The sequence below is a fragment of the Pseudomonas chlororaphis subsp. piscium genome, from assembly GCF_003850345.1.
In the GTDB taxonomy this organism is placed as follows: Bacteria; Pseudomonadota; Gammaproteobacteria; order Pseudomonadales; family Pseudomonadaceae; genus Aquipseudomonas; species Aquipseudomonas piscium.
This window is the reverse complement of record NZ_CP027707.1, coordinates 3,593,374-3,614,561: the sequence shown is the minus strand read 5'-3', so window position 1 is coordinate 3,614,561 and position 21,188 is coordinate 3,593,374. Positions and strand designations below refer to the sequence as shown.

Below are 21,188 nucleotides of genomic sequence, written 5' to 3'. Positions count from 1 at the left end.
GACAACTAAATAACTAGAACTCCGTTTCGTCTGGCGGTAGAGTCCTTTCGCCTGTCCGTCACAATAATCCAATAATGTCCCGACTCAAGTACGGGCGGTTTATTTGTCCTGCGCCCCTGGCACGGGATATACAGCTCAGGAAAGACCAATGAAGATGGCGAAGACCACTGCACCGCTGTTCAAGGCACTGGGCGATTACAAAGGCATTCTGATCAGCGTCGGGTGTTTCACCGCCCTGATCAACGTGCTGATGCTGGTCCCCTCGATCTACATGCTCCAGGTCTACGACCGGGTACTTTCCTCGCAGAACGAAACCACCCTGGCGATGCTGTCGCTGATGGTGGTCGGGTTCTTCGCGTTCATCGGCCTGCTGGAGGTGGTGCGCAGCTTCATCGTCATCCGCATCGGCAGCCAGCTGGAGCGGCGTTTCAACCTGCGGGTCTACCAGGCGGCGTTCGAACGCAACCTGTTTCGCGGCGAAGGGCATGCCGGGCAGTCCCTGGGCGACCTGACCCATATCCGCCAGTTCGTCACCGGGCCGGCGCTGTTCGCCTTCTTCGACGCGCCCTGGTTCCCCATCTACCTGTTCGTGATCTTTCTGTTCAATACCTGGCTGGGGGTGTTCGCCACCGCGGGCGCGGTATTGCTGATCGCCCTGGCGTACCTCAACGAGGCGATGACCAAGAAGCCTTTGGGCGAGGCCAGCGGTTATTCGCAGAAGTCCACGCAACTGGCCACCAGCCACCTGCACAACGCCGAGACCATCCAGGCCATGGGCATGCTCGGCGCGCTGCGCAAGCGCTGGTTCGAGGTGCATTCGCGCTTTCTCGGCCTGCAGAACCAGGCCAGCGACACCGGCGCGGTCATCAGCTCGCTGAGCAAGACCCTGCGCCTGTGCCTGCAATCGCTGGTGCTGGGCCTGGGCGCCTTGCTGGTGATCAAGGGCGACATGACCGCCGGCATGATGATCGCCGGCTCGATCCTGATGGGCCGGGTACTGAGCCCGATCGACCAGTTGATCGCCGTGTGGAAGCAGTGGAGCTCCGCGAAGCTGGCCTACCAGCGCCTGGACTCGCTGCTGCAAGCCTTCCCGCCGAGCGACACGGCGATGTCGCTGCCCGCGCCCAAGGGCCAGGTGAGCTTCGAGCAGGTCAGCGCCGGTCCGCCGGGCAAGCGCATGGCGACCTTGCAGCAGGTCAGCTTCAACCTCGGGGCGGGGGAGGTGCTGGGGGTGCTCGGCGCTTCCGGCTCCGGCAAGTCCACGCTGGCCCGGGTGCTGGTGGGCGTATGGCCGACCCTGGCTGGCACGGTGCGCCTGGACGGCGCCGATATCCATCGCTGGAACCGCAACGAGCTGGGGCCTCACATCGGTTACCTGCCCCAGGACATCGAGCTGTTTTCCGGGAGCATCGCCGAGAACATCGCGCGCTTTCAGGAGGCCGACCCGCAGAAGGTGGTGCAGGCCGCGCAACAGGCTGGCGTGCACGAGCTGATCCTGCGCCTGCCCCAGGGCTACGACACCTTGCTGGGGGATGACGGCAGCGGCCTGTCCGGCGGCCAGAAGCAGCGCGTGGCCCTGGCCCGGGCGCTGTATGGCCAGCCGCGCCTGGTGGTGCTCGACGAGCCGAACTCCAACCTCGACACCGTGGGCGAAAGCGCCCTGGCGTCGGCCATCGCGCAGATGAAGGCCCAGGGCACCAGCGTGATCCTGGTGACCCATCGCTCCTCGGCGCTGGCCCAGGCCGACAAGCTGCTGGTGCTGAACGAAGGGCGCCTGCAGGCCTTCGGCCCGAGCCAGGAAGTGCTCAAGGCACTGTCCAGCGGTGCCCAGGCTCAGGCGCAAAATCAAAACCAGGCCCAGCCCCAGGAACAGCAGCAGCGGGAAAAAACCTCGGCCCCGACGGCCCCGGGCGGCTTGAGCATGAGCCGCCAGTATCAGGCCCCGACACGGAACCCAGGCGCATGAGCAAGGACAGCGAAATGATGATCGAACAAGGTTACGCGCCGGAGCGTCCCGAGCGCGATGCGCGGTTTTTCGCGCGTATGGGTTGGGTGCTGGCGTTGGCCGGCGCCGGCAGCTTTTTTCTCTGGGCGGCCCTGGCGCCGCTGGACCAGGGCATCCCGGTGCAGGGCACTGTGGTGGTCTCGGGCAAGCGCAAGGCCGTGCAATCCATGAGCGGCGGGGTGGTCAGCCGGATCCTGGTGCGTGAAGGCGAGGCGGTGAAGCAGGGCCAGCCGCTGTTCCGCCTGGACCAGACCCAGGTCGAAGCCGATGTGCAGTCGCTGCAAGCGCAGTACCGCATGGCCTGGGCCAGCCTGGCGCGCTGGCAGAGCGAGCGTGACAACCTCAAGCAGGTGAGCTTTCCCGAGGCCCTGAGCGCCGATCCCGACCCGCGCCTGGCCCTGGTACTGGAAGGCCAGCGGCAGTTGTTCAGCAGCCGGCGCGAGGCCTTCGCCCGCGAGCAGGCGGGGATTCGCGCCAGCATCGAAGGCGCCACCGCGCAACTGGCCGGGATGCGCCGGGCGCGTACCGACCTCAACAACCAGGCCGAGTCCTTGCGCCAGCAGCTGGCCAACCTGCAGCCCCTGGCGGACAACGGCTACATCCCGCGCAACCGCCTGATGGAGTACCAGCGCCAGCTGTCCCAGGTGCAGCAGGAACAGGCGCAGAACACCGGCGAAAGCGGGCGGGTGGAGCAGGGCATTCTCGAGTCGCGGCTCAAATTGCAGCAGCACAGCGAGGAGTACCAGAAGGAAGTGCGCAGCCAGCTGGCCGACGCCCAACTGAAAAGCCTGACCCTGGAGCAGCAGCTGACCTCGGCCGGTTTCGACCTGCAGCACAGCGAGATCCTCGCGCCCGCCGACGGCATTGCGGTCAACCTTGGGGTGCACACCGAAGGCGCCGTGGTCCGCCCCGGGGAAAACCTGCTGGAGATCGTGCCCCAGGGCACTCGCCTGGAAGTGGAAGGGCACCTGCCGGTGAACCTGATCGACAAGGTCGGCAGCCACTTGCCGGTGGACATTCTCTTCACTGCCTTCAACCAGAGCCGCACGCCACGGGTTTCCGGCGAGGTCAGCCTGATCTCCGCCGACCAGATGGTCGATGAAAAGACCGGCGTGCCTTATTACGTGCTGCGCAGCAGCGTCAGCGACCAGGCCATGGAAAAGCTCAACGGCCTGGTGATCAAGCCGGGCATGCCGGCGGAGATGTTCGTCCGCACCGGCGAGCGCTCGCTGCTCAACTACCTGTTCAAACCCCTGCTCGACCGGGCGGGTTCCGCATTGACCGAGGAATAAGGATGTTCCGTCGCATGAGTCAGCTTTCCATCTTCGGAGCCACAGTCGCTTTGCTGGTATGCGCCAACGCCCAGGCCATGGGGCCGTTCCAGGTCTACGAACAGGCCCTGCGCAACGACCCAGTGTTCCTCGGGGCGATCAAGGAGCGCGATGCCGGCCTGGAGAACCGCATCATCGGTCGCGCCGGGCTGCTGCCGAAACTCAACTACAGCTACAACAAGGGCCGCAACAACTCCCAGGCCACAGTGCCCGACGGTCGCGGCGGCACCAGCCACGATGACCGCAACTACGACAGCTACGGCTCGACCTTCACCCTGCAACAGCCGCTGATCGACTACGAGGCCTATGCCTCCTACCGCAAGGGCGTGGCCCAGGCGCTGTTCGCCGACGAGAACTTTCGCGGCAAGAGCCAGGAACTGCTGGTGCGGGTGCTGACCTTCTACACCCAGGCGCTGTTCGCTCAGGATCAGATCGAGATCGCCCAGGCCAAGAAGAAGGCCTTCGAGCAGCAGTTCCAGCAGAACGAGCACATGTTTCGCCAGGGCGAGGGCACCCGCACCGACATTCTCGAAGCGGAATCGCGCTACGAGCTGGCCACCGCCGAGGAGATCGAGGCCCGCGACGAGCAGGACGCGGCGCTGCGTGAGCTGGGGGCGTTGATCGGCGTGCCGACCGTGGACATCCGCGACCTCGACCCGCTGCGCGAACGCTTCGAGTCCTTCGCCCTGTCGCCGGCCAACTACGACGCCTGGCATGAGCTGGCGATCAGCAACAACCCGAACCTGGCCTCCCAGCGCCAGGCGGTAGAAGTGGCGCGTTACGAAATCGAGCGCAACCGCGCCGGCCACCTGCCGCGGCTCAGTGCCTATGCCACCTCGCGCCGGGTCGAGTCGGAAAGCGGCAACACCTACAACCAGCGCTACGACACCAACACCATCGGCATCGAAATCAGCATGCCGCTGTACGCCGGTGGCGGGGTCTCGGCGGCCACCCGCCAGGCCAGCCGGACCATGGAGCAGGCCGAGTACGAACTGGACTCGCAGACCCGCACCACCCTGATCGAGCTGCGGCGCCAGTTCAGCGCCTGCCTGTCCGGGGTCAGCAAGCTGCGGGCTTATCAGAAGGCGCTGACCTCGGCCGAGGCCCTGGTGATCTCGACCAAGCAGAGCATCCTCGGCGGCGAACGGGTCAACCTCGACGCGCTGAACGCTGAGCAACAGCTGTACACCACACGCCGCGACCTGGCGCAGGCCCGTTACGACTACCTGATGGCCTGGACCAAGTTGCACTACTACGCAGGCACCCTGCGTGAAGATGACCTGGCCCGGGTCGACGAAGCCTTCAGGCCCGGCTCATGAACTGACAAAAAGGCGGCCGAGGGCGGCCCGACCTGACATTTTCGACAAAAACAAAAAACGAGAAGTCATCACATGGATAGACGCTTTTATCAGCTCAAGGCGCTGAGTCGCCGCTCGTTGCTGGCATGTTCCACGCTATCGGCGGTAGCACTGCCCGGCGTGGTCCAGGCGCAGTACCAGGAAACCGGCCAGTTGGGGGTGCCGGCCAGCTGGCAATCGGCCGAATACACCCAGGACTGGGGCCTGGAACGCATGCGCGCCAGTTCCGCCTATGCCGCCGGCATCACCGGCAGCGGGGTGAAGATCGGCGCCCTCGACTCGGGTTTCGACGCCAGCCATGGCGAAGCATCGCCCGAGCGCTTCCACGGGGTCACCGCCAGCGGCACCTACGTCGACGGCACGCCGTTCAGCGTCTCCGGGGTGCTCAACGGCAACAACGACAGCCATGGCACCCATGTCACCGGCACCATGGGCGCGGCCCGCGACGGCGTTGGCATGCACGGCGTGGCCTTCAATGCCCAGGTCTACGTGGGCAACACCAACAAGAACGACAGCTTCCTGTTCGGCCCGACTCCGGACCCGCAGTATTTCAAGGCGGTGTACGGCGCTCTGGCGGATGCCGGGGTGCGCGCCATCAACAACAGCTGGGGCAGCCAGCCGCCCGGTGTCAGCTACCAGACCCTGGGCGACCTGCACGCCGCCTATGCCCAGCACTATGGTCAGGGCACCTGGCTGGACGCGGCGGCCGATATATCGCGCCAGGGCGTGATCAACGTGTTCAGCGCCGGCAACAGTGGTTACGCCAACGCCAGCGTGCGCGCGGCGCTGCCGTACTTCCAGCCGGAGCTGGAAGGGCACTGGCTGGCGGTGTCCGGCCTGGATGCCAATAACCAGCAGCGCTACAACCAGTGCGGCATCGCCAAGTACTGGTGCGTGGCCGCGCCCGGGCGGCTGATCTCCAGCACCGTGCCCGGCGGCGGTTACGCCACCAAGTCCGGCACCTCGATGGCCGCGCCCCATGCCACGGGCGCACTGGCCCTGGTGATGGAGCGTTATCCCTATATGAACAACCAGCAGGCCCTGGAGGTGCTGCTGACCACCGCCACCCAGCTGGACGGTTCGATCACCGAGGCGCCCACCCGCCTGGTCGGCTGGGGTGTGCCCAACCTGGAACGGGCCATGCACGGTCCCGGGCAGTTGCTGGGGGCGTTCGACGCCAACCTGGGCGCCCGGCAGGGTGATGTCTGGAGCAACGATATCTCGGACAAGGCGCTGCTGCAGCGCCAGGGCGAAGACGCCGCCGAACACGCGGCCTGGCAACAGACCCTGAAGGACAAGGGCTGGGAAAACGGCCTGGGCGCCGGCGCCAGCCAGCAGGACAAGACCGACTACGCCGTCGGCATGGCCCGCGACGCGGCCGCGGCGCAACGGGTGTACGAAGGCAGCCTGATCAAGTCCGGCGCCGGCTGGCTGGTGCTCGGCGGCAACAACAGCTATCGCGGCGCGACCAGGGTCAATGGCGGCTTGCTGACAGTCAATGGCTCGCTGGCCTCCAGCGTTACGGTCAATGACGGCGGCACCCTCGGCGGTTCCGGCCGCATCGGCGCGCTGCTGGCCAACAGTGGCGCTACGGTGGCCCCGGGCAACTCCATCGGCACCTTGCAGGTGGCGGGGGACGTGACCTTCCAGCCGGGCTCGACCTATGCGGTGGAGCTGTCGCCCACCAGCAGCGACCGTATCGTCGCCGGCGGCAAGGCCACCCTGAATGGCGCCGGGGTCACCCTGGCCCTGGAAAACAGCCCGCAGCTGCTCAGCCTCGAACAGACGCAAAGCCTGATCGGCAGCCAGTACCAGATCCTCCAGGCGGCGAACGGTATCGACGGCCGCTTCGGCTCGGTGGAGCCGAACTACCTGTTCCTTGGTGGCAGTCTCGATTATTCGGCCAGTGGCGTGCAACTGAGCATCGGGCGTAACGCCACCTCGTTCGCCAGTGTCGGCCTGACCCCGAACCAGCGCTCGGTGGCGGCCGCCGCCGAGCAGTTGGGGGCGGGCAACCCGGTGTATGAAAGCCTGCTGCGCTCGCCGAGCGCCGGCGCGGCGCAACAGGCGTTCCAGCAGCTGTCCGGGGAAATCTACCCGGCGCTGGGCTCGATGCTGCTCAACGACAGCCGTCAGCTGCGCGATGCGGTCGGCGAGCGTCTGCAGGTCCCGGGCGCGGTGGTACAGAGCGAGGGCAACCTGTGGCTCAAGGTGCTGGGCGCCTGGGGCAAGAACGACGGCGACCACGACACCGAGGCCTACAACACGTCCATCGGCGGATTGCTGCTGGGGGCCGACGGCGCGCTCAGCGACAGCACGCGCCTGGGCGCCTTCGCCGGCTACAGCGACAGCTCCCTGAGCATGGGCGGCGGCACCCATTCCAAGGCCTCCGTGGACAGCTATCACCTGGGCACCTACCTCGGCCACGAACTGGGCGCCTGGCGCCTGAGCGCGGGCGCGGCCCACAGCTGGCACCGCGCCGACGTCAAGCGCGACCTGCAGTTCGGCGAAGTCAGCGGCAAGCAGAAGGCCAAGGTCGACGCCCGCACCAGCCAGGTCTTCGGCGAGGCGGCTTATCGCCTGGACCTGCCGGCGCTGGCCCTGGAGCCGTTCGCCAACCTGGCCTACGTGCACCTGCATCGCGACAGCTTCAGCGAGAAGGGCGATGCCGCCGCGTTGAAAGGCGGCAGCGACAGCCGCGAAGCCGCACTCAGCACCCTCGGCCTGCGCGCCCTGAAAAGCCTCGAGCTGTCCGGGCAAACCCGCCTGGACCTTTCCGGCTCCCTGGGCTGGCAGCACAACCTGAGCAACCCTCGGGCCGAAGAACACCTGGCCTTTGCTTCCGGCGGCACGCCGTTCAGCGTCGAAAGCACTTCGCTGCCGCGCAATGCCGCGCTGGTCGGCGCCCATGCCAGCCTGGCGTTGAGCCGCGACCTGCGCCTGAGCCTGGACTACAACGGCCAACTGGCCAGCCGCGAGAAGATCCACGGGGCAGGGCTGAGCCTGAACTGGCAGTTCTGACCCGGATTTTGACAGCGCCGTGCTGACGCAAGGTCGCGTCGGCACGGCAGCAGCTATCGGCACAGCACGGCTCGCCGTTGGCGGGCCGGCTGTTCGGTAAAACCACCCGCGTCGGGTCTGACGCGGTGTTTCTAGCAAGGCAACTATTTCCAGCAAGGCAACTAAGGAAGGTACCGATGAAATACAGCTTTACGGGGGCTGCTCCGGCAGCCAATAGCCTGGTGCGCGCCTCCTGTGGCGCTTTGATCTGTGGCCTGGCCGCGGCGGGTAGCGCCCAGGCCGCGCCTTATGTGGAAAGCGGCCAGCCGGGCGATCCCGGCAGTTGGCGCAGTGCCGAGTTCAATGCCGAGTGGGGCCTGGGGGCGATCCATGCCGAGCAGGCCTATGCCGCCGGTTATACCGGCAAAGGCGTCAAGCTGGGGATCTTCGACCAGCCGGTGTATGCCCAGCACCCGGAATTCAGCGGCAGCGACAAGGTGATCACCCTGGTCACCAGCGGCATCCGCGAATACACCGACCCCTACATTCCGGTCAAAGCCGGCGATGCCTTCCGTTACGACGGCACGCCGTCGGTGGGTTCCGACGGCAAGCTCGGCTCCCACGGCACCCACGTCGGCGGGATCGCCGCCGGCAGTCGCGATGGCGGGCCTATGCATGGCGTGGCCTTCGACGCGCAGATCATCACAGCCGAGAACGGCGACCCAGGCCCCGAGGACGGGATCATTCTCGGCAACGACGGCGCGGTCTACCGGGCCGGCTGGGACGCCCTGGTGAACAGTGGCGCGCGGATCATCAACAACAGCTGGGGCATCGGCATCACCGACCGCTTCGACCAGGGCGGTCGCGACCCGGCCTTTCCGCACTTCACCGTGCAGGACGCCCAGTTGCAGTTCGACCAGATCCAGCCGCTGCTGGGCACCCGCCAGGGTGGCGCCTACAGTGGGGCGATCGACGCCGCTCGCGGTGGCGTGCTGACCATCTTCGCCGCCGGTAACGACTACAACCTGAACAACCCGGACGCCATCGCCGGCCTGGCCTATTTCGTGCCGGAAATCGCACCGAACTGGATGACGGTAGCGGCCCTGCAGAAGAACCCGGACACCGCCAGCCCCAATCCCTACACCCTCAGCACCTTCTCCTCGCGCTGCGGCTACACCGCGAGCTTCTGCGTCTCGGCGCCGGGTACGCGGATCTACAGTGCGGTGATCGGCGGCACCAACCTGGACGACATGACCATCGGCTACGCCAACAAGAGCGGCACCTCCATGGCCGCTCCCCACGTGGCGGGCGCGGCGGCGGTGCTGATGGAGCGCTTTCCCTACATGAGCGCTTCGCAGATCGCCACGGTGCTGAGAACCACCGCCACCGACATGGGCGATCCGGGCATCGACGCGCTGTACGGCTGGGGCATGATCAACCTGCAAAAGGGCATCGACGGCCCGGGCATGTTCGTCACCGAAGCAGACATTCCCCAGGAGTTCCGTGTCGAAGGCGCCTATGGCTCCGGCCAGTTCGTCGTCGATCTGCCCGGCATCGGCGCCGTGGTGGATGCCGGCAAGCCCACCCAGCGCCTGTGCAACGGTCTGTCTTGCGGCCTGGATGTCTGGCGCAACGATATTTCCGGACACGGCGGCCTGACCAAGCAGGGTATCGGCACCCTGGTGCTGACCGGCAACAACAGCTACAGCGGCCCGACCCTGGTCAATCAGGGACGCCTGGCCATCAATGGCTCGCTGGCGTCTGCCGTGACGGTCAATGACAGCGGCATTCTCGGCGGCAATGGGCGCATCGCCGCCCTGACCGCCAACCGTGGCGGTACCGTGGCGCCGGGCAACTCCATCGGCACCTTGCAGGTGGCGGGCGATGTGACTCTGCAACCGGGCTCGACCTACGCGGTGGAGCTGTCGCCGACCAGCAGCGACCAGATAGTCGCTGGCGGCAAGGCCACCGTCGAAGGGGCCAACGTGACCCTGGCCCTGGAGAACAGCCCGACCCTGCTCAGCGCCAGCGAGGCGCGGAGCCTGCTGGGCCGGCAATACAACATCCTGCAGGCGGCCGGTGGCATCGACGGTCGTTTCGCTTCGATCGCGCCGAACTACCTGTTCCTCGGTGGCAACCTCGATTACACCGCCGGCGGCGTGCAGTTGCAGGTGGTGCGTAACGCGACCGCCTTCAGCGATGTCGGCCTGACCCCGAACCAGCGCTCCGTGGGCGCCGCCGCCGAACAATTGGGGGCGGGCAATGCGGTGTACGAAAGCCTGCTGCTGTCGGAGAACGCCGCCAGCGCGCAACAAGCCTTGGAGCAACTGACCGGGGAGATTCATCCAGCCATCGGCACGCTGCTGATCAACGACAGCCGCCAGCTGCGCGATGCGGTGGGCGACCGTCTGCGCCAGGACGGCCTGCTCGATTCATCGGCACCCTCGGCCAGCGACAACAATCTGTGGTTCAAGGCGCTGGGGGCCTGGGGTAAATCCGACGGCGGTTATGACCATGCCGACTACACCAGCTCGATCGGCGGTCTGCTGATCGGTGTCGATGGCCTGGTCGCCGAGGACACCCGTCTCGGCCTGTTCACCGGCTACAGCGACAGCTCCCTGAGCATGGGCGACGGCACCCATTCCTCGGCTTCGGTGGACAGCTATCACCTGGGTGCCTACCTGGGTCACCAGCTGGATGCCGTGCGCCTGAGCGTCGGCGGTTCCTACAGCTGGCATCGCATCGATGTGAAGCGCGACCTGCAATACGGCGAGCTCTCCGACCGGCAGAAGGTCAAGCGCGACGCCCAGACCGCCCAGCTGTTCACCGAAGCGGCGTGGCAAGTCGCGTTGCCAGGCGTGGCCCTGGAGCCCTTCGTCAATCTGGCCTACGTGCATGTGGGCAGCGACAGCTTCCGCGAAAAAGGCGGGGCCACCGCGCTGCGCAGCGGCGACGACAACCGCGACGCGGTGCTCTCCACCCTCGGCCTGCGGGCCAGCAAACGCTTCGCCCTGTCCGATGCCCGGCAGCTGGAACTGGCCGGCACCCTCGGCTGGCAGCACAACCTGAGCGACACCAATTCGGATCAGCACCTGGCTTTTGCCAATGGTGGTTCGTTCAACATACAGAGCGTTGCGCTGGATCGTAACGCCGCTGTGGTCGGGGCTCGCGCCGGCCTGTTGCTGGGGCGCGATACCCGGGTAAACCTGGACTACAACGGCCTGCTGGGTTCTCGGGACAAGAGTCACGGGGTCGGCCTGACCCTGGACTGGCAGTTCTGAGGCCTGCGGGCCAATGACCATAAGAGTGAGACACAACATGGGTGTATTCGATTACCGGAATTTCAAGGGCGAGGCGGGCAAGGCGTTGTACAGCGATGCGCTGGCGTTGACCCTCTACGCCTACACGCCCACCGGGCAGCCGCTGGCGTCGGGCTGGACGGCGATTGGTGCCGAGCGGCTGGGGTATCAGGGCAAGGTCGGGCCCCAGGGCACCTTCTTCGGCGAGCAGCCAGGCTTTACCAGCGCCGAAGTGGAAGTGCTGGGGCGTTACGACGAGGCCGGCAAGCTGCTGTCGATCGGCATCGCCTTTCGCGGCACCGGCGGGCTGGGCTTCAGCGATACCCTGGGCGACATCAAGAACAACCTGCTGGCGGCGGTCGGGCCGGTGGGCTACGCGGCGAACTACAGCAAGAATGCCTTCGACAAGCTGTTCGCCAGCGTCGCCGAGTTCGCCAAGGCCCAGGGCCTGAGCGGCCAGGATGTGCTGGTCAGCGGCCACAGCCTGGGCGGCCTGGGGGTCAACAGCCTGGCGGAGCTGAGCGGCGAACACTGGGGCGGTTTCTACGCCGACGCCCGTTATGTGGCGTTCGCCTCGCCGACCCAGAGCCCGGGGGGCAAGGTGCTGAACATCGGCTACGAAAACGACCCGGTGTTCAGGGTGCTCGACGGCACCACCTTCAACGCCTCGTCCCTGGGCAGCCATGACAAGGTCCAGGCGTCGGCGACCAACAACATCGTCAACTTCAACGAGCACTACGCGTCGACCCTGGAGAACCTGCTGCCGCAGAGCATCCTCAACCCGCTGTCGTGGAAGGCCCACGGCTCCGCGGGTTACGCCGATGGCTTGAACCGGGTGGTCGATTCGGCGTTCTACGACCTGACGAGCAAGGATTCGACCCTGATCGTTTCCACCTTGTCCGAGGGCAGTCGGAGCAAGACCTGGGTCGAGGACCTCAACCGCAATGCCGAACCGCACAAGGGCAGTACCTTTATCTTCGGCACCGATGGCAATGATCTGCTCAAGGGCGGGCGCGGCAACGACTTCATCGAAGGCCGCGACGGCAACGACACCTTCCGCGACGAGGGTGGCTACAACATCCTGCTGGGCGGCAAGGGGCATAACTTCTTCGACCTGCAGCAGTCGTTGAGCAAGTTCAGCGTGGTCAACGATGGCGACGGCAGCCTGTATGTGCGCGATGCCTATGGCGGCATCAGCATGACCCGCGACATCGGCGCGCTGGTGAGCAAGGAGCCGGGTTTTGCCTGGGGCCTGTTCAGCAAGGAGGTGACCCACAGCGTGACCGACCAGGGCCTGCTGGCCGGTAACCAGTTGACTCACTACAACCACTCGCTCAATGGCGATGCCTACGGCAATGCGCTGGTGGCCAGCGTCGATGGCGACTGGTTGTTCGGTCACGGGGGTGACGATGTGCTGCGCAGCGACAAGAGCGACGTGACCTTTGTCGGCGGCGCCGGCAACGATGTCATGTACTCCAGCGGCGGCGGGGCCAACACCTTCCTGTTCAGCGGCGCCTTCGGCTTCGACGCGATCCATGGCTACCAGGGCAGCGACAAACTGGTGTTCATGGGCGTGGCGGGCGCGGGGCAGGGCTACGACTACACGCAGCACCTGTCGCAGAGCGGTCAGGACACCTTGCTCAGCGTCGGCGACTACGCCGTGACGCTGGTCGGGGTCGCGCCGGACAGCCTTTCTGCAGGGGGGATCGTCTTTGCATAGATAAGTAGCAAAAAGCATTGCACTAAGGATGGGGCGCCAGCGGAGGGCGCTCCGTCCGCGTGAGCTATCTCGAGGATCTGTCCAAAAAGTCGGCGAGCGAAGGTCAGGCAAGGCAAAAACAGGCGAGGAAGCGGAGTGTAGGGACCTACATGAGCATTCCGAGCCTGTTTTTAACGCAGCATGACCGAGCGCAGCCACTTTTTGGGCAGAGCCTAACAAGTTCAACAACAAAGAGAGGCGATACCATGGGTGTGTATGACTACAAAAACCTCGGCACAGAAGATTCAAAGGCGCTGTTTTCCGATGCGCTGGCGATCACGCTGTATTCCTACCACAACCTCGACAACGGCTTTTCCGCCGGTTATCAGCAATACGGCTTCGGCCTAGGCCTACCGGCGACCCTGGTGACGGCGCTGATCGGCAGCAGCGATTCGCAAGGGGTGATTCCCGGGCTGCCGTGGAACCCCGACTCGGAGAAAGCCGCGCTGGAGGCGGTGCAAAAGGCCGGCTGGACGCCGATCGGCGCTTCCCAGCTGGGCTACGACGGCAAGACCGACTTCAGGGGCACCTACTACGGGGAAAAGGCCGGCTACACCACGGCCCAGGCGGAAGTCCTCGGCAAGTACGACGACCAGGGCCACCTGACCTCCATCGGCATTGCCTTTCGCGGCACCAGCGGGCCCCGTGAGTCGCTGATCGGCGACTCCATCGGCGATGCGATCAACGACCTGATGGCGGCGTTCGGGCCAAAGGACTACGCGAAAAACTACGCTGGCGAAGCCTTCGGCAAACTGCTCGCCGATGTCGCGGCCTTCGCCCAGGCCAACGGCCTGACGGGCAAGGACATCCTGGTCAGCGGCCACAGTCTTGGCGGCCTGGCGGTCAACAGCTTGGCGGACTTGAGCGGCGATCACTGGTCGGGGTTCTACCAGGACTCCAGCTACGTCGCCTACGCTTCGCCGACCCAGAGCGCGGGGGACAAGGTGCTGAATATCGGCTACGAAAACGACCCGGTGTTCCGCGCCCTCGATGGTTCCTCGTTCAACCTGGCGACCCTCGGCGTGCATGACACGGCGCAGGAGTCGGCGACCAACAACATCGTCAGCTTCAACGACCATTACGCCTCGGCGGTCTGGAACCTGCTGCCGTTCTCCATCGTGAATATTCCGACCTGGCTGTCGCACCTGCCCACCGGTTACGGCGACGGCATGACGCGGATCCTCGAGTCGAAGTTCTACGACCTGACGAGCAAGGACTCGACCATCATCGTCGCCAACCTGTCGGACCCGGCGCGGGCCACCACCTGGGTCCAGGACCTCAACCGCAATGCCGAAACCCACAAGGGCAGCACCTTCATCATCGGCACCGACAGCAACGACCTGATCCAGGGCGGCCAGGGCAACGACTACCTGGAAGGTCGCGCCGGCAACGACACCTTCCGCGATTCCGGAGGCTACAACATCCTGCTGGGCGGGCAGGGCAACAACACCCTGGACCTGCAGCAGTCGGTGAAGAACTTCAGCTTCGCCAACGATGGCGCCGGCACCCTGTATGTGCGCGATGCCAATGGCGGCATCAGCATCACCCGCGATATCGGCGCGATCACCAGCAAGGAGCCGGGGTTCCTCTGGGGTCTGTTCAAGGACGACGTGACCCACAGCGTCACCGACAAGGGCCTGCTGGCGGGGAGCAGCCTGACCCAGTACGCCTCTTCGGTGAAGGGCGACGCCGCGGCCAATACCCTGACCGCTCACGCGGGCGGCGACTGGCTGTTCGGCCTGGACGGCGATGACCACCTGATCGGCGGCCGGGGCAACGATGTGCTGGTCGGTGGCGCGGGCAACGACCTGCTGGAGGCGGGCGGGGGCAGCAATACCTTCCTGTTCAGCGGCGACTTCGGCCAGGACCGCGTACTGGGCTACCAGAGCAGCGACAAACTGGTGTTCCTCGGCGTCGAAGGCGTCGTCGCCAACGACGACTTCCGCGCCCACGCCAGCACCCTGGGCAACGATACCCTGCTGACCTTCGGCAGCGACTCGGTGACTCTGGTGGGCGTGAGCCTGGACAGCCTCAACGGCGCAAGCATCACCATCGCCTGAAGCCGGACCGCGCGGGGTGGCGATTTTGCCTCGCGCGGTCACGGTTTTTCCTTCCTGCATTCCTCGACAGCATTTTTCGTAAAGGTCACCGGTATTCAGCCGAAGAGTGACCTATCAGTCGAAAAACCACTCCAATACCTGTCCCCTGTGACACGGCGGTCGATAAAACATCGGCCTGTGGCCAGGCGGGTCGATGGCGCGCGTGTGCTCCAGGGCCATTAAAGTCCACAGGAGCTTGCACGTTACCCAAGGCAGGCAGCCGTTGCCGAGGCAGCGGCCGATGCTCATTCAATGGCAACAATGAACAGCGGGAGAAACACAAGGTGAGTGATAACCAGAGGTTTGGCATCGGTCTGGCGCTGGTCCTGATAGCAGGCAGCGTTATGGCCGAGGACTTGCCTCAGCAATCGATCCTGAAGCGCTACGGCGTGACCCCGGACCAGCTACCGGCCGCTGCGCCGGCCACAGGCAAGGAAGTGGAGCACGAACCGAGCAGCCGCTTTCATATCGACGCGGAGCGGCCTTGGGCGAGCGTGACCTTGGGGGAGGGTAAAAAGCCTGAAACCACCGGCAATATCAGCATTGATAATGCGGCGGCCCGGGAGTTCGAGCGGTGTCAGCGGGTGCGCGGAGAGCTGCAGAAACGCGGGGAACAGCACTACATTTCCTGTGATAACAGCGTACCGGGGCAGAATTCGGCACCCTGGTCGCCCTGAGGGCGACCAGGTTCGATCGGTCAGTCCTCTTGGCGGACGGTGGCGACATCGGCCGCCTTGATGCGGATTTTCTTACCGGCGATGTCTTCGAATTCGTAGAACCCGTCGACGGTCTTGGCGTTAGGCATGTCCTTGGTCAGGTATTGCGTGCCGTTCTGCAGCGTCACCACGGTCGGTGAGGCGCAGCCGCCCAGTGCCAGGAAGGCTGCAACGGCCAACGGCAGGCCCAGGTATTTGACGTTCATAGACAAACCTCTCTTCATGAATCCCGTGAGTCCACCCACGATTGGCGGCTCGCGACTATATGGCTATCCGCCCTTGGTGTGATTAACCGCAAGAAAGTTCTGCGGCCCCGTAAAAAAACCTGTAACGCCACTTATCCAATAGTGTTTGCCAGGGCAGGTCGGCAGCTGTTATCTGTATGCATAACCAGTATCAACCTCTTTGCGGCGCGCCTGTCCTGTGACTTCCAACCCTCTGGAAAACCCTCTTTATTACCTGCACAACTTCCAGCAGGTGCTGGCCTGGCTCGAACTGCGCTACGCCGATGTGCTGTCACCTGAAGAGCATAGCTTCATCGACGACTTCGCGGCCCTGGCCCAGCCATCCCAGGCCTTGCTGGTGCGCATGATCATGCGCAAAGGCTGTCATTTTCGCATGTCCCGGCTGGTCTATGAAGAAATCGGTGATACCCGCGCGGCCGTCGCGCCGCTGGTGCGCCTGGGCTGGGTCGACGAACAGGCGCCGCTGACCCTGGAAGAGCTGTTCAACCTGTTGCAGAAGGCGGAAATCTTTCATGGCTTTCGCGCGGCGATCGAGCAGCCCAAGGCCCGCAAGTCCGACTGGCTGGCGGCGTTGGCGCCACTGTTCGACGAACCGCGGAGCCTGGACCAATGGTGCCCGGGGCTGGAAGACGGGGTGTGCAGCCTGACCGTCATGGCGCTGTGCGACCGCTTGCGCCTGATGTTCTTCGGCAACCTGTATCAGGACTGGTCGGAGTTCGTGCTGGCCGACCTGGGCATCTTCACCTACGAGAAGGTCGAGTTTCGCGACGATGCCCGGGCGCTGCGCAGCCGCGCCGACGTCGAGGGTTTTGTGTACCTGGAGGATTGCCGGCAACGCTTCGAAAGCGGTGAGGCGCTGGATGAGGTGCTGGCGAGCATCCAGGCGTTCGCCAGCGACAATCCCTGGTTGCAGCGGCGTCGGGCCAAGCTGCTGTTCCTGCTGGGGCAGCACTGCGAGCGACTCGCGCAATGGCCGCTGGCGGCCGCCATCTACCAGGCCTGCGCCGACCCCGGGGCGAGAGCGCGGCTGATCCGCGTCCTCGAGCGCAGCGGCGATTACCCGCAGGCATTGGCCCTGGCCGAGGCGGCGGCACTGGCCCCGCACAACGCGGCCGAGCAGCAACAACTGCTGCGGCTGCTGCCCAGGTTGCGGCGCAAGCTGGGCGGTCCGGCCACGCCGCGTGGCGGCACCCAACCGATGCTGCGCCTGGACCTCAGCCTGCCGCGGGCCGATCCGGCGCTGTCGGTGGAATTCCATGTGCAAGCCCATCTCCACGAGGAGCAGGCGCCGGTGCACTACGTGGAGAACAGCCTGATCAATTCGCTGTTCGGGCTGCTCTGCTGGCCGGCGATCTTCGCGCCGCTGCCCGGGGCGTTTTTCCACCCGTTCCAGCGCGGGCCGGCCGACCTGTTGAGCGAGGACTTCCACAGCCGGCGCGCCGAGCTGTTCCAGGCCTGCCTGGGGGAGCTGGATGACGGGCGTTATGCGCAGACCATCCGCCAGCGCTACCTCGACAAATGGGGCGTGCAATCGCCATTCGTGTTCTGGGGCGCCCTCAGCGAAGAACTGCTGGAGCAGGCGCTGGCCTGCCTGCCGGCCGAGCACCTCAAGCACTGGTTCGACCGCCTGCTGCAGGACATCAAGGCCAACCGCGCCGGCATGCCGGACCTGATCCAGTTCTGGCCGCAGCAGAAAACCTACCGGATGATCGAGGTCAAGGGCCCCGGCGACCGGCTGCAGGACAACCAGCTGCGCTGGCTGGAGTTCTGCCGGCAGCACCAGATGCCGGTGGCGGTCTGCTACGTGCAATGGGCGGAGCAGGACGGGTGAACTACCGCATCGCGGTACGGGCGCTGTGCGAATTCACCGCCAAGGTCGGCGACCTCGACCTGCGCTTCACGCCGTCGCCCACCGCGCTGGAAGGCATCCAGGGCCACCGTACGGTGGCGGCGCGGCGCAGCGCGAACTATCGGAGCGAGGTGTCCCTCGAAGGCTGCTTCGGCGCGTTGACGGTCAAGGGCAGGGCGGACGGCTACGACCCGGACGCCAACCTGCTGGAAGAGGTCAAGACCTACCGTGGCGATCTGGAACGCATGCCGGCCAACCATCGCCAGCTGCATTGGGCCCAGGCGAAGATCTATGGCTGGCTGCTGTGCCAGCAGTTGCAATTGAGCAGCATCCGCCTGGCGCTGGTGTACTTCGACATCCTCAGCGAGCGCGAGACGTCGCTGGTGGAAGAGCACGAGGCCCAGGCCCTGGAGCAGTTCTTCAACCGCCAATGCAGCCTGTTCCTGCAATGGGCCGAGCAGGAACAGGCCCACCGGCATGCCCGCGACCAGGCCATGGCGACGCTGAGTTTCCCCCATCCCGACTTCCGTCCGGGGCAGCGCAGCCTGGCCGAGTCGGTGTACAAGGCGGTGAGCACCGGGCGCTGCCTGATGGCCCAGGCGCCGACCGGGATCGGCAAGACCCTGGGCACAGTATTCCCCATGCTCAAGGCGATGCCGGGGCAACAGTTGGACAAGCTGTTTTTCCTCACCGCCAAGACCCCGGGACGCAAACTGGCGCTGGACGCCGCCGGGGTGCTGTTCGAGCGCAGCCCCGGACTGCCGTTGCGGGTGCTGGAGCTGGTGGCCCGGGACAAGGCCTGCGAGCACCCGGAGCTGGCCTGTCATGGCGAGTCCTGCCCGTTGGCCAAGGGTTTCTACGACCGTCTGCCGGCGGCGCGGCAGGCGGCGAGCCAAGTGTCGCTACTGGATCAGCAGGCGGTGCGCGAGATCGCCCTGGCGCATGGGCTGTGCCCGTATTACCTGAGCCAGGAAATGGCCCGCTGGAGCGATCTGCTGGTGGCGGACTACAACTACTACTTCGATTTCAGCGCCTTGCTGTTTGGCCTGGCGCAGGCCAACCAATGGAAGGTCGCCGCCCTGGTGGACGAAGCGCACAACCTGGTGGAGCGCGGGCGCTCGATGTACAGCGCCAGCCTCGACCAGTACCAATTGAACGCCGTGCGCCAGGTTGCCCCGGAGCCGCTGAAGAAGCCGCTGCAACGACTCAACCGGGAATGGAATGCCCTGCACAAGGAGCAGCTGCGGCCGTACCAGGCCTATGACCAGGCGCCGGCCGCTCTGCTCAAGGCGCTGTCGCTGTGTATCTCGGCGATTGGCGATTACCTCAACGACCACCCGCAAGGGTTGGACTGCCGGCTGCAGGGGTTCTATTTCGACGCCCTGCAATTCGCCCGGGTGGCCGAACTGTTCGACGGGCAGTTCCTGTTCGATATCAGCAAGCGCGAGCTCAATCCCCGCCGCAGCCTGTCCGAGCTGTGCCTGCGCAACGTGGTGCCGGCGGGGTTCCTGGCGCCGCGACTGAGCGCGGCGCGCAGTACGGTGCTGTTCTCGGCGACGCTCAACCCCTGGCATTACTACCGCGACCTGCTGGGGCTGCCGGAGAACACTGTGTGGGTGGATGTCGAATCACCGTTCAGTGCCGCGCAGCTGGATGTACATATCGTCAGCCGGATCTCCACGCGTTTCGCCCATCGCCAGGCGTCCCTGGCGCCCATCGTCGAGCTGATCGCCAGCCAGTTCCGCCAGCGCCCCGGCAACTACCTGGCGTTCTTCAGTAGCTTCGATTACCAGCAGCAGGTAGCCAGCCTGTTGGCCGAACAGCATCCGGATATCCCTGTGTGGCAGCAGTCCCGCGGGATGGATGAGGGGCAGCGCCAGGCGTTTCTCGAACGCTTCGACGCCGATGGCCAGGGGGTGGGTTTTGCCGTGCTGGGCGGGGCGTTCGGCGAGGGTATCGACCTGCCGGGCTCGCGGCTGATCGGCGCTTTTATCGCCACCCTCGGCCTGGCCCAACTGAACCCGGTGAACGAGCAGTTGAAACTGCGCATGGCGGCGATTTTCGGCGCCGGCTACGACTACACCTACCTGTACCCCGGCCTGCAGAAGGTGGTGCAGGCCGCGGGCCGGGTGATCCGCAGCCAGCAGGACCGTGGCGTGGTGATGCTGATCGACGACCGCTTCGCCGAGCCCCGGATCCGGCAATTGCTGCCGGGCTGGTGGTCGCTCGACGCCCCGGGCGGCGAGGGGCTTCAGGGCGCCGGGTAGGCAGCGTCGCGGATCTCCCGGGTGAAGGCCCCCGACATGCCCTCGAAGGCGGTATTGGTCAGCGCCACCACCGTCAGCCTGGCCTGGGGGTCGACAAACCAGCTGTGGCCGTAGACGCCGCCCCATTGCAAGGTGCCCTTGGATTGCGGGGTGCCGGCCAGGGTCGGATCGTCCAGCACCGCCCAACCGTAACCGAAGCCCCAGCCCGGCCCCTGGGCCTGGGCCTGGGCGCCGACCTGGTCGGTCATCATCGCCTGCACGCTAGGGGCTGAAAGCACTGGGCCGCCGCCCTGGCGCAAGGTGTCGAGAAAACGCGCCACATCGATGGCGGTACCGGCCATGCCGGCGCCACCGGAGGGATAGGCGCGCGGGTCGAAAATCCGCTGGAGGGAGAACAGGGTGGTGCTTTCGTCGACCCTGATCGCTGTCTCGTCCTGCATCCGGCTCGGGCGCGGATGGTCATCGCGGTAAGCGGCGCCAAGGCGGGCAGGGTCCTTGACCGAGAATGCGGTGTCGTGCATTTGCAGCGGCCCGGTCACCAGTTCTTCGGTCAGGGCCGGCAGGCTTTTGCCGCTGGCTTTTTCCAGCACGGCGCCGAGCACGTCGAGGGCCAGGGAGTAGCACCACTGCGTGCCCGGCGGGTAACTCAAGGGCACGCTGGCAATGCGTTTGAGGTTGTCTTCCAGGCTCATGCCCGGCTCGGCCAGGCCATCCGAAACGCCCGCCGTGCGATACGCCCCGTGCTCGGCCTCGAGAAAGCCGTAGCTCAGGCCGGCGGTGTGGGTCAGCAACTGCTTGAGGGTGATCGGCGGTTGCGTGTCATCGGCCAGTTTTGGCTGGAAGTCCGGCAGCCATTGGCTGACTGTATCGTCCAGGGACAGCTTGCCTTGTTCCACCAGGCGCATGGCGACCGCGGACACCATGGGCTTGGTGACCGAGGACAGGCGCAGGATGGTGTCACCGGTCATGGGCCGGGCCGTTTCCCGGTCAGCGAAACCGGCGGCGCGCTGGTAGACCACCTGGCCATCGCGCATCACCACCACCACGGTGCCGACGATCCGCTGTTGGTCTATGGCCCGTTCGATGGCGGTGTCCATGCGCCTGCCGAGTTCCTCGTCCGGCGTGGCGGCGCTGGCCAGCGAAGCGCCGAGGGTGGCGGCCAGGGCAACCAGGCCTTTATTGGGTAGATCCATGGGGGCAGCCTCTATAATCACAATGTCCGTTATGATTAACCGGCATTCGCTCTAATTTCAATAGTGA

At 65.5% G+C, this 21,188-nt stretch carries 12 protein-coding genes; 10 read left to right on the top strand and 2 right to left on the bottom strand.

Annotated features, from left to right (window positions below):
* The first annotated feature begins 148 nt into the window (after positions 1-148).
* The 8 genes from C4K38_RS16570 (at position 149) to C4K38_RS16535 (ending at position 15,528) form a co-directional block, all read left to right on the top strand.
* Entirely contained in the window at positions 149-1,966 is a 1,818-nt protein-coding gene (locus tag C4K38_RS16570; protein ID WP_053279320.1) for a type I secretion system permease/ATPase, read from the top strand.
* 14 nt (positions 1,967-1,980) lie between these two features.
* Positions 1,981-3,297: an HlyD family type I secretion periplasmic adaptor subunit gene (locus C4K38_RS16565; RefSeq protein WP_414860348.1), complete on the top strand. Its 1,317-nt coding sequence runs from the start codon at positions 1,981-1,983 to the stop codon at positions 3,295-3,297.
* 2 nt (positions 3,298-3,299) lie between these two features.
* Positions 3,300-4,655, top strand: coding sequence for a TolC family outer membrane protein (locus C4K38_RS16560; RefSeq protein ID WP_053279318.1), 1,356 nt, complete (start codon positions 3,300-3,302; stop codon positions 4,653-4,655).
* Between the two features lie 117 nt (positions 4,656-4,772).
* On the top strand, positions 4,773-7,715 hold the full coding sequence (eprS, locus tag C4K38_RS16555) for an autotransporter serine peptidase EprS (protein WP_414860347.1): 2,943 nt from the start codon (positions 4,773-4,775) through the stop codon (positions 7,713-7,715).
* A gap of 176 nt (positions 7,716-7,891) precedes the next feature.
* Positions 7,892-10,975: an autotransporter serine protease gene (locus C4K38_RS16550; protein ID WP_053279316.1), complete on the top strand. Its 3,084-nt coding sequence runs from the start codon at positions 7,892-7,894 to the stop codon at positions 10,973-10,975.
* A 37-nt stretch (positions 10,976-11,012) separates the two neighbouring features.
* Positions 11,013-12,713, top strand: a complete 1,701-nt coding sequence (locus C4K38_RS16545) for a polyurethane esterase (RefSeq protein ID WP_053279315.1) — start codon at positions 11,013-11,015, stop codon at positions 12,711-12,713.
* Between the two features lie 245 nt (positions 12,714-12,958).
* Entirely contained in the window at positions 12,959-14,812 is a 1,854-nt protein-coding gene (locus C4K38_RS16540) for a polyurethane esterase (RefSeq protein ID WP_053279314.1), read from the top strand.
* A gap of 323 nt (positions 14,813-15,135) precedes the next feature.
* Positions 15,136-15,528, top strand: a complete 393-nt coding sequence (locus C4K38_RS16535; RefSeq protein WP_053279313.1) for a hypothetical protein — start codon at positions 15,136-15,138, stop codon at positions 15,526-15,528.
* Between the two features lie 20 nt (positions 15,529-15,548).
* Here C4K38_RS16535 and C4K38_RS16530 read toward each other — a convergent pair whose 3' ends face one another.
* On the bottom strand, positions 15,549-15,773 hold the full coding sequence (locus tag C4K38_RS16530; RefSeq protein ID WP_053279312.1) for a YgdI/YgdR family lipoprotein: 225 nt from the start codon (positions 15,771-15,773) through the stop codon (positions 15,549-15,551).
* A gap of 217 nt (positions 15,774-15,990) precedes the next feature.
* On the opposite strand from C4K38_RS16530, the gene C4K38_RS16525 reads away from it, so the two are divergent.
* Together C4K38_RS16525 and C4K38_RS16520 are read left to right on the top strand one after the other, a co-directional pair.
* A complete protein-coding gene (locus C4K38_RS16525; protein WP_053279311.1) occupies positions 15,991-17,643 on the top strand; it encodes a VRR-NUC domain-containing protein in 1,653 nt (550 codons plus the stop codon).
* On the top strand, positions 17,640-19,928 hold the full coding sequence (locus C4K38_RS16520; protein ID WP_053279310.1) for an ATP-dependent DNA helicase: 2,289 nt from the start codon (positions 17,640-17,642) through the stop codon (positions 19,926-19,928). Before C4K38_RS16525 ends, C4K38_RS16520 begins: the two co-directional genes overlap by 4 nt.
* Here the strand turns inward: C4K38_RS16520 and C4K38_RS16515 are convergent.
* Complete coding sequence (locus C4K38_RS16515) at positions 19,913-21,121, bottom strand: serine hydrolase domain-containing protein (protein WP_053279309.1); 1,209 nt, start codon at positions 21,119-21,121, stop codon at positions 19,913-19,915. The two genes, C4K38_RS16520 and C4K38_RS16515, sit on opposite strands and share 16 nt — an antisense overlap.
* Between the last annotated feature and the right edge of the window lie 67 nt (positions 21,122-21,188).

What these genes read in the sequence shown, in the direction of transcription:
- C4K38_RS16570 (WP_053279320.1), top strand. Translation starts at nt 149, where the DNA reads ATGAAGATGGCGAAGACCACTGCACCGCTGTTCAAGGCACTGGGCGAT.
- C4K38_RS16565 (WP_414860348.1), top strand. Translation starts at nt 1,981, where the DNA reads ATGATGATCGAACAAGGTTACGCGCCGGAGCGTCCCGAGCGCGATGCG.
- C4K38_RS16560 (WP_053279318.1), top strand. Translation starts at nt 3,300, where the DNA reads ATGTTCCGTCGCATGAGTCAGCTTTCCATCTTCGGAGCCACAGTCGCT.
- C4K38_RS16550 (WP_053279316.1), top strand. Translation starts at nt 7,892, where the DNA reads ATGAAATACAGCTTTACGGGGGCTGCTCCGGCAGCCAATAGCCTGGTG.
- C4K38_RS16545 (WP_053279315.1), top strand. Translation starts at nt 11,013, where the DNA reads ATGGGTGTATTCGATTACCGGAATTTCAAGGGCGAGGCGGGCAAGGCG.
- C4K38_RS16540 (WP_053279314.1), top strand. Translation starts at nt 12,959, where the DNA reads ATGGGTGTGTATGACTACAAAAACCTCGGCACAGAAGATTCAAAGGCG.
- C4K38_RS16530 (WP_053279312.1), bottom strand. Translation starts at nt 15,773, where the DNA reads ATGAACGTCAAATACCTGGGCCTGCCGTTGGCCGTTGCAGCCTTCCTG.
- C4K38_RS16515 (WP_053279309.1), bottom strand. Translation starts at nt 21,121, where the DNA reads ATGGATCTACCCAATAAAGGCCTGGTTGCCCTGGCCGCCACCCTCGGC.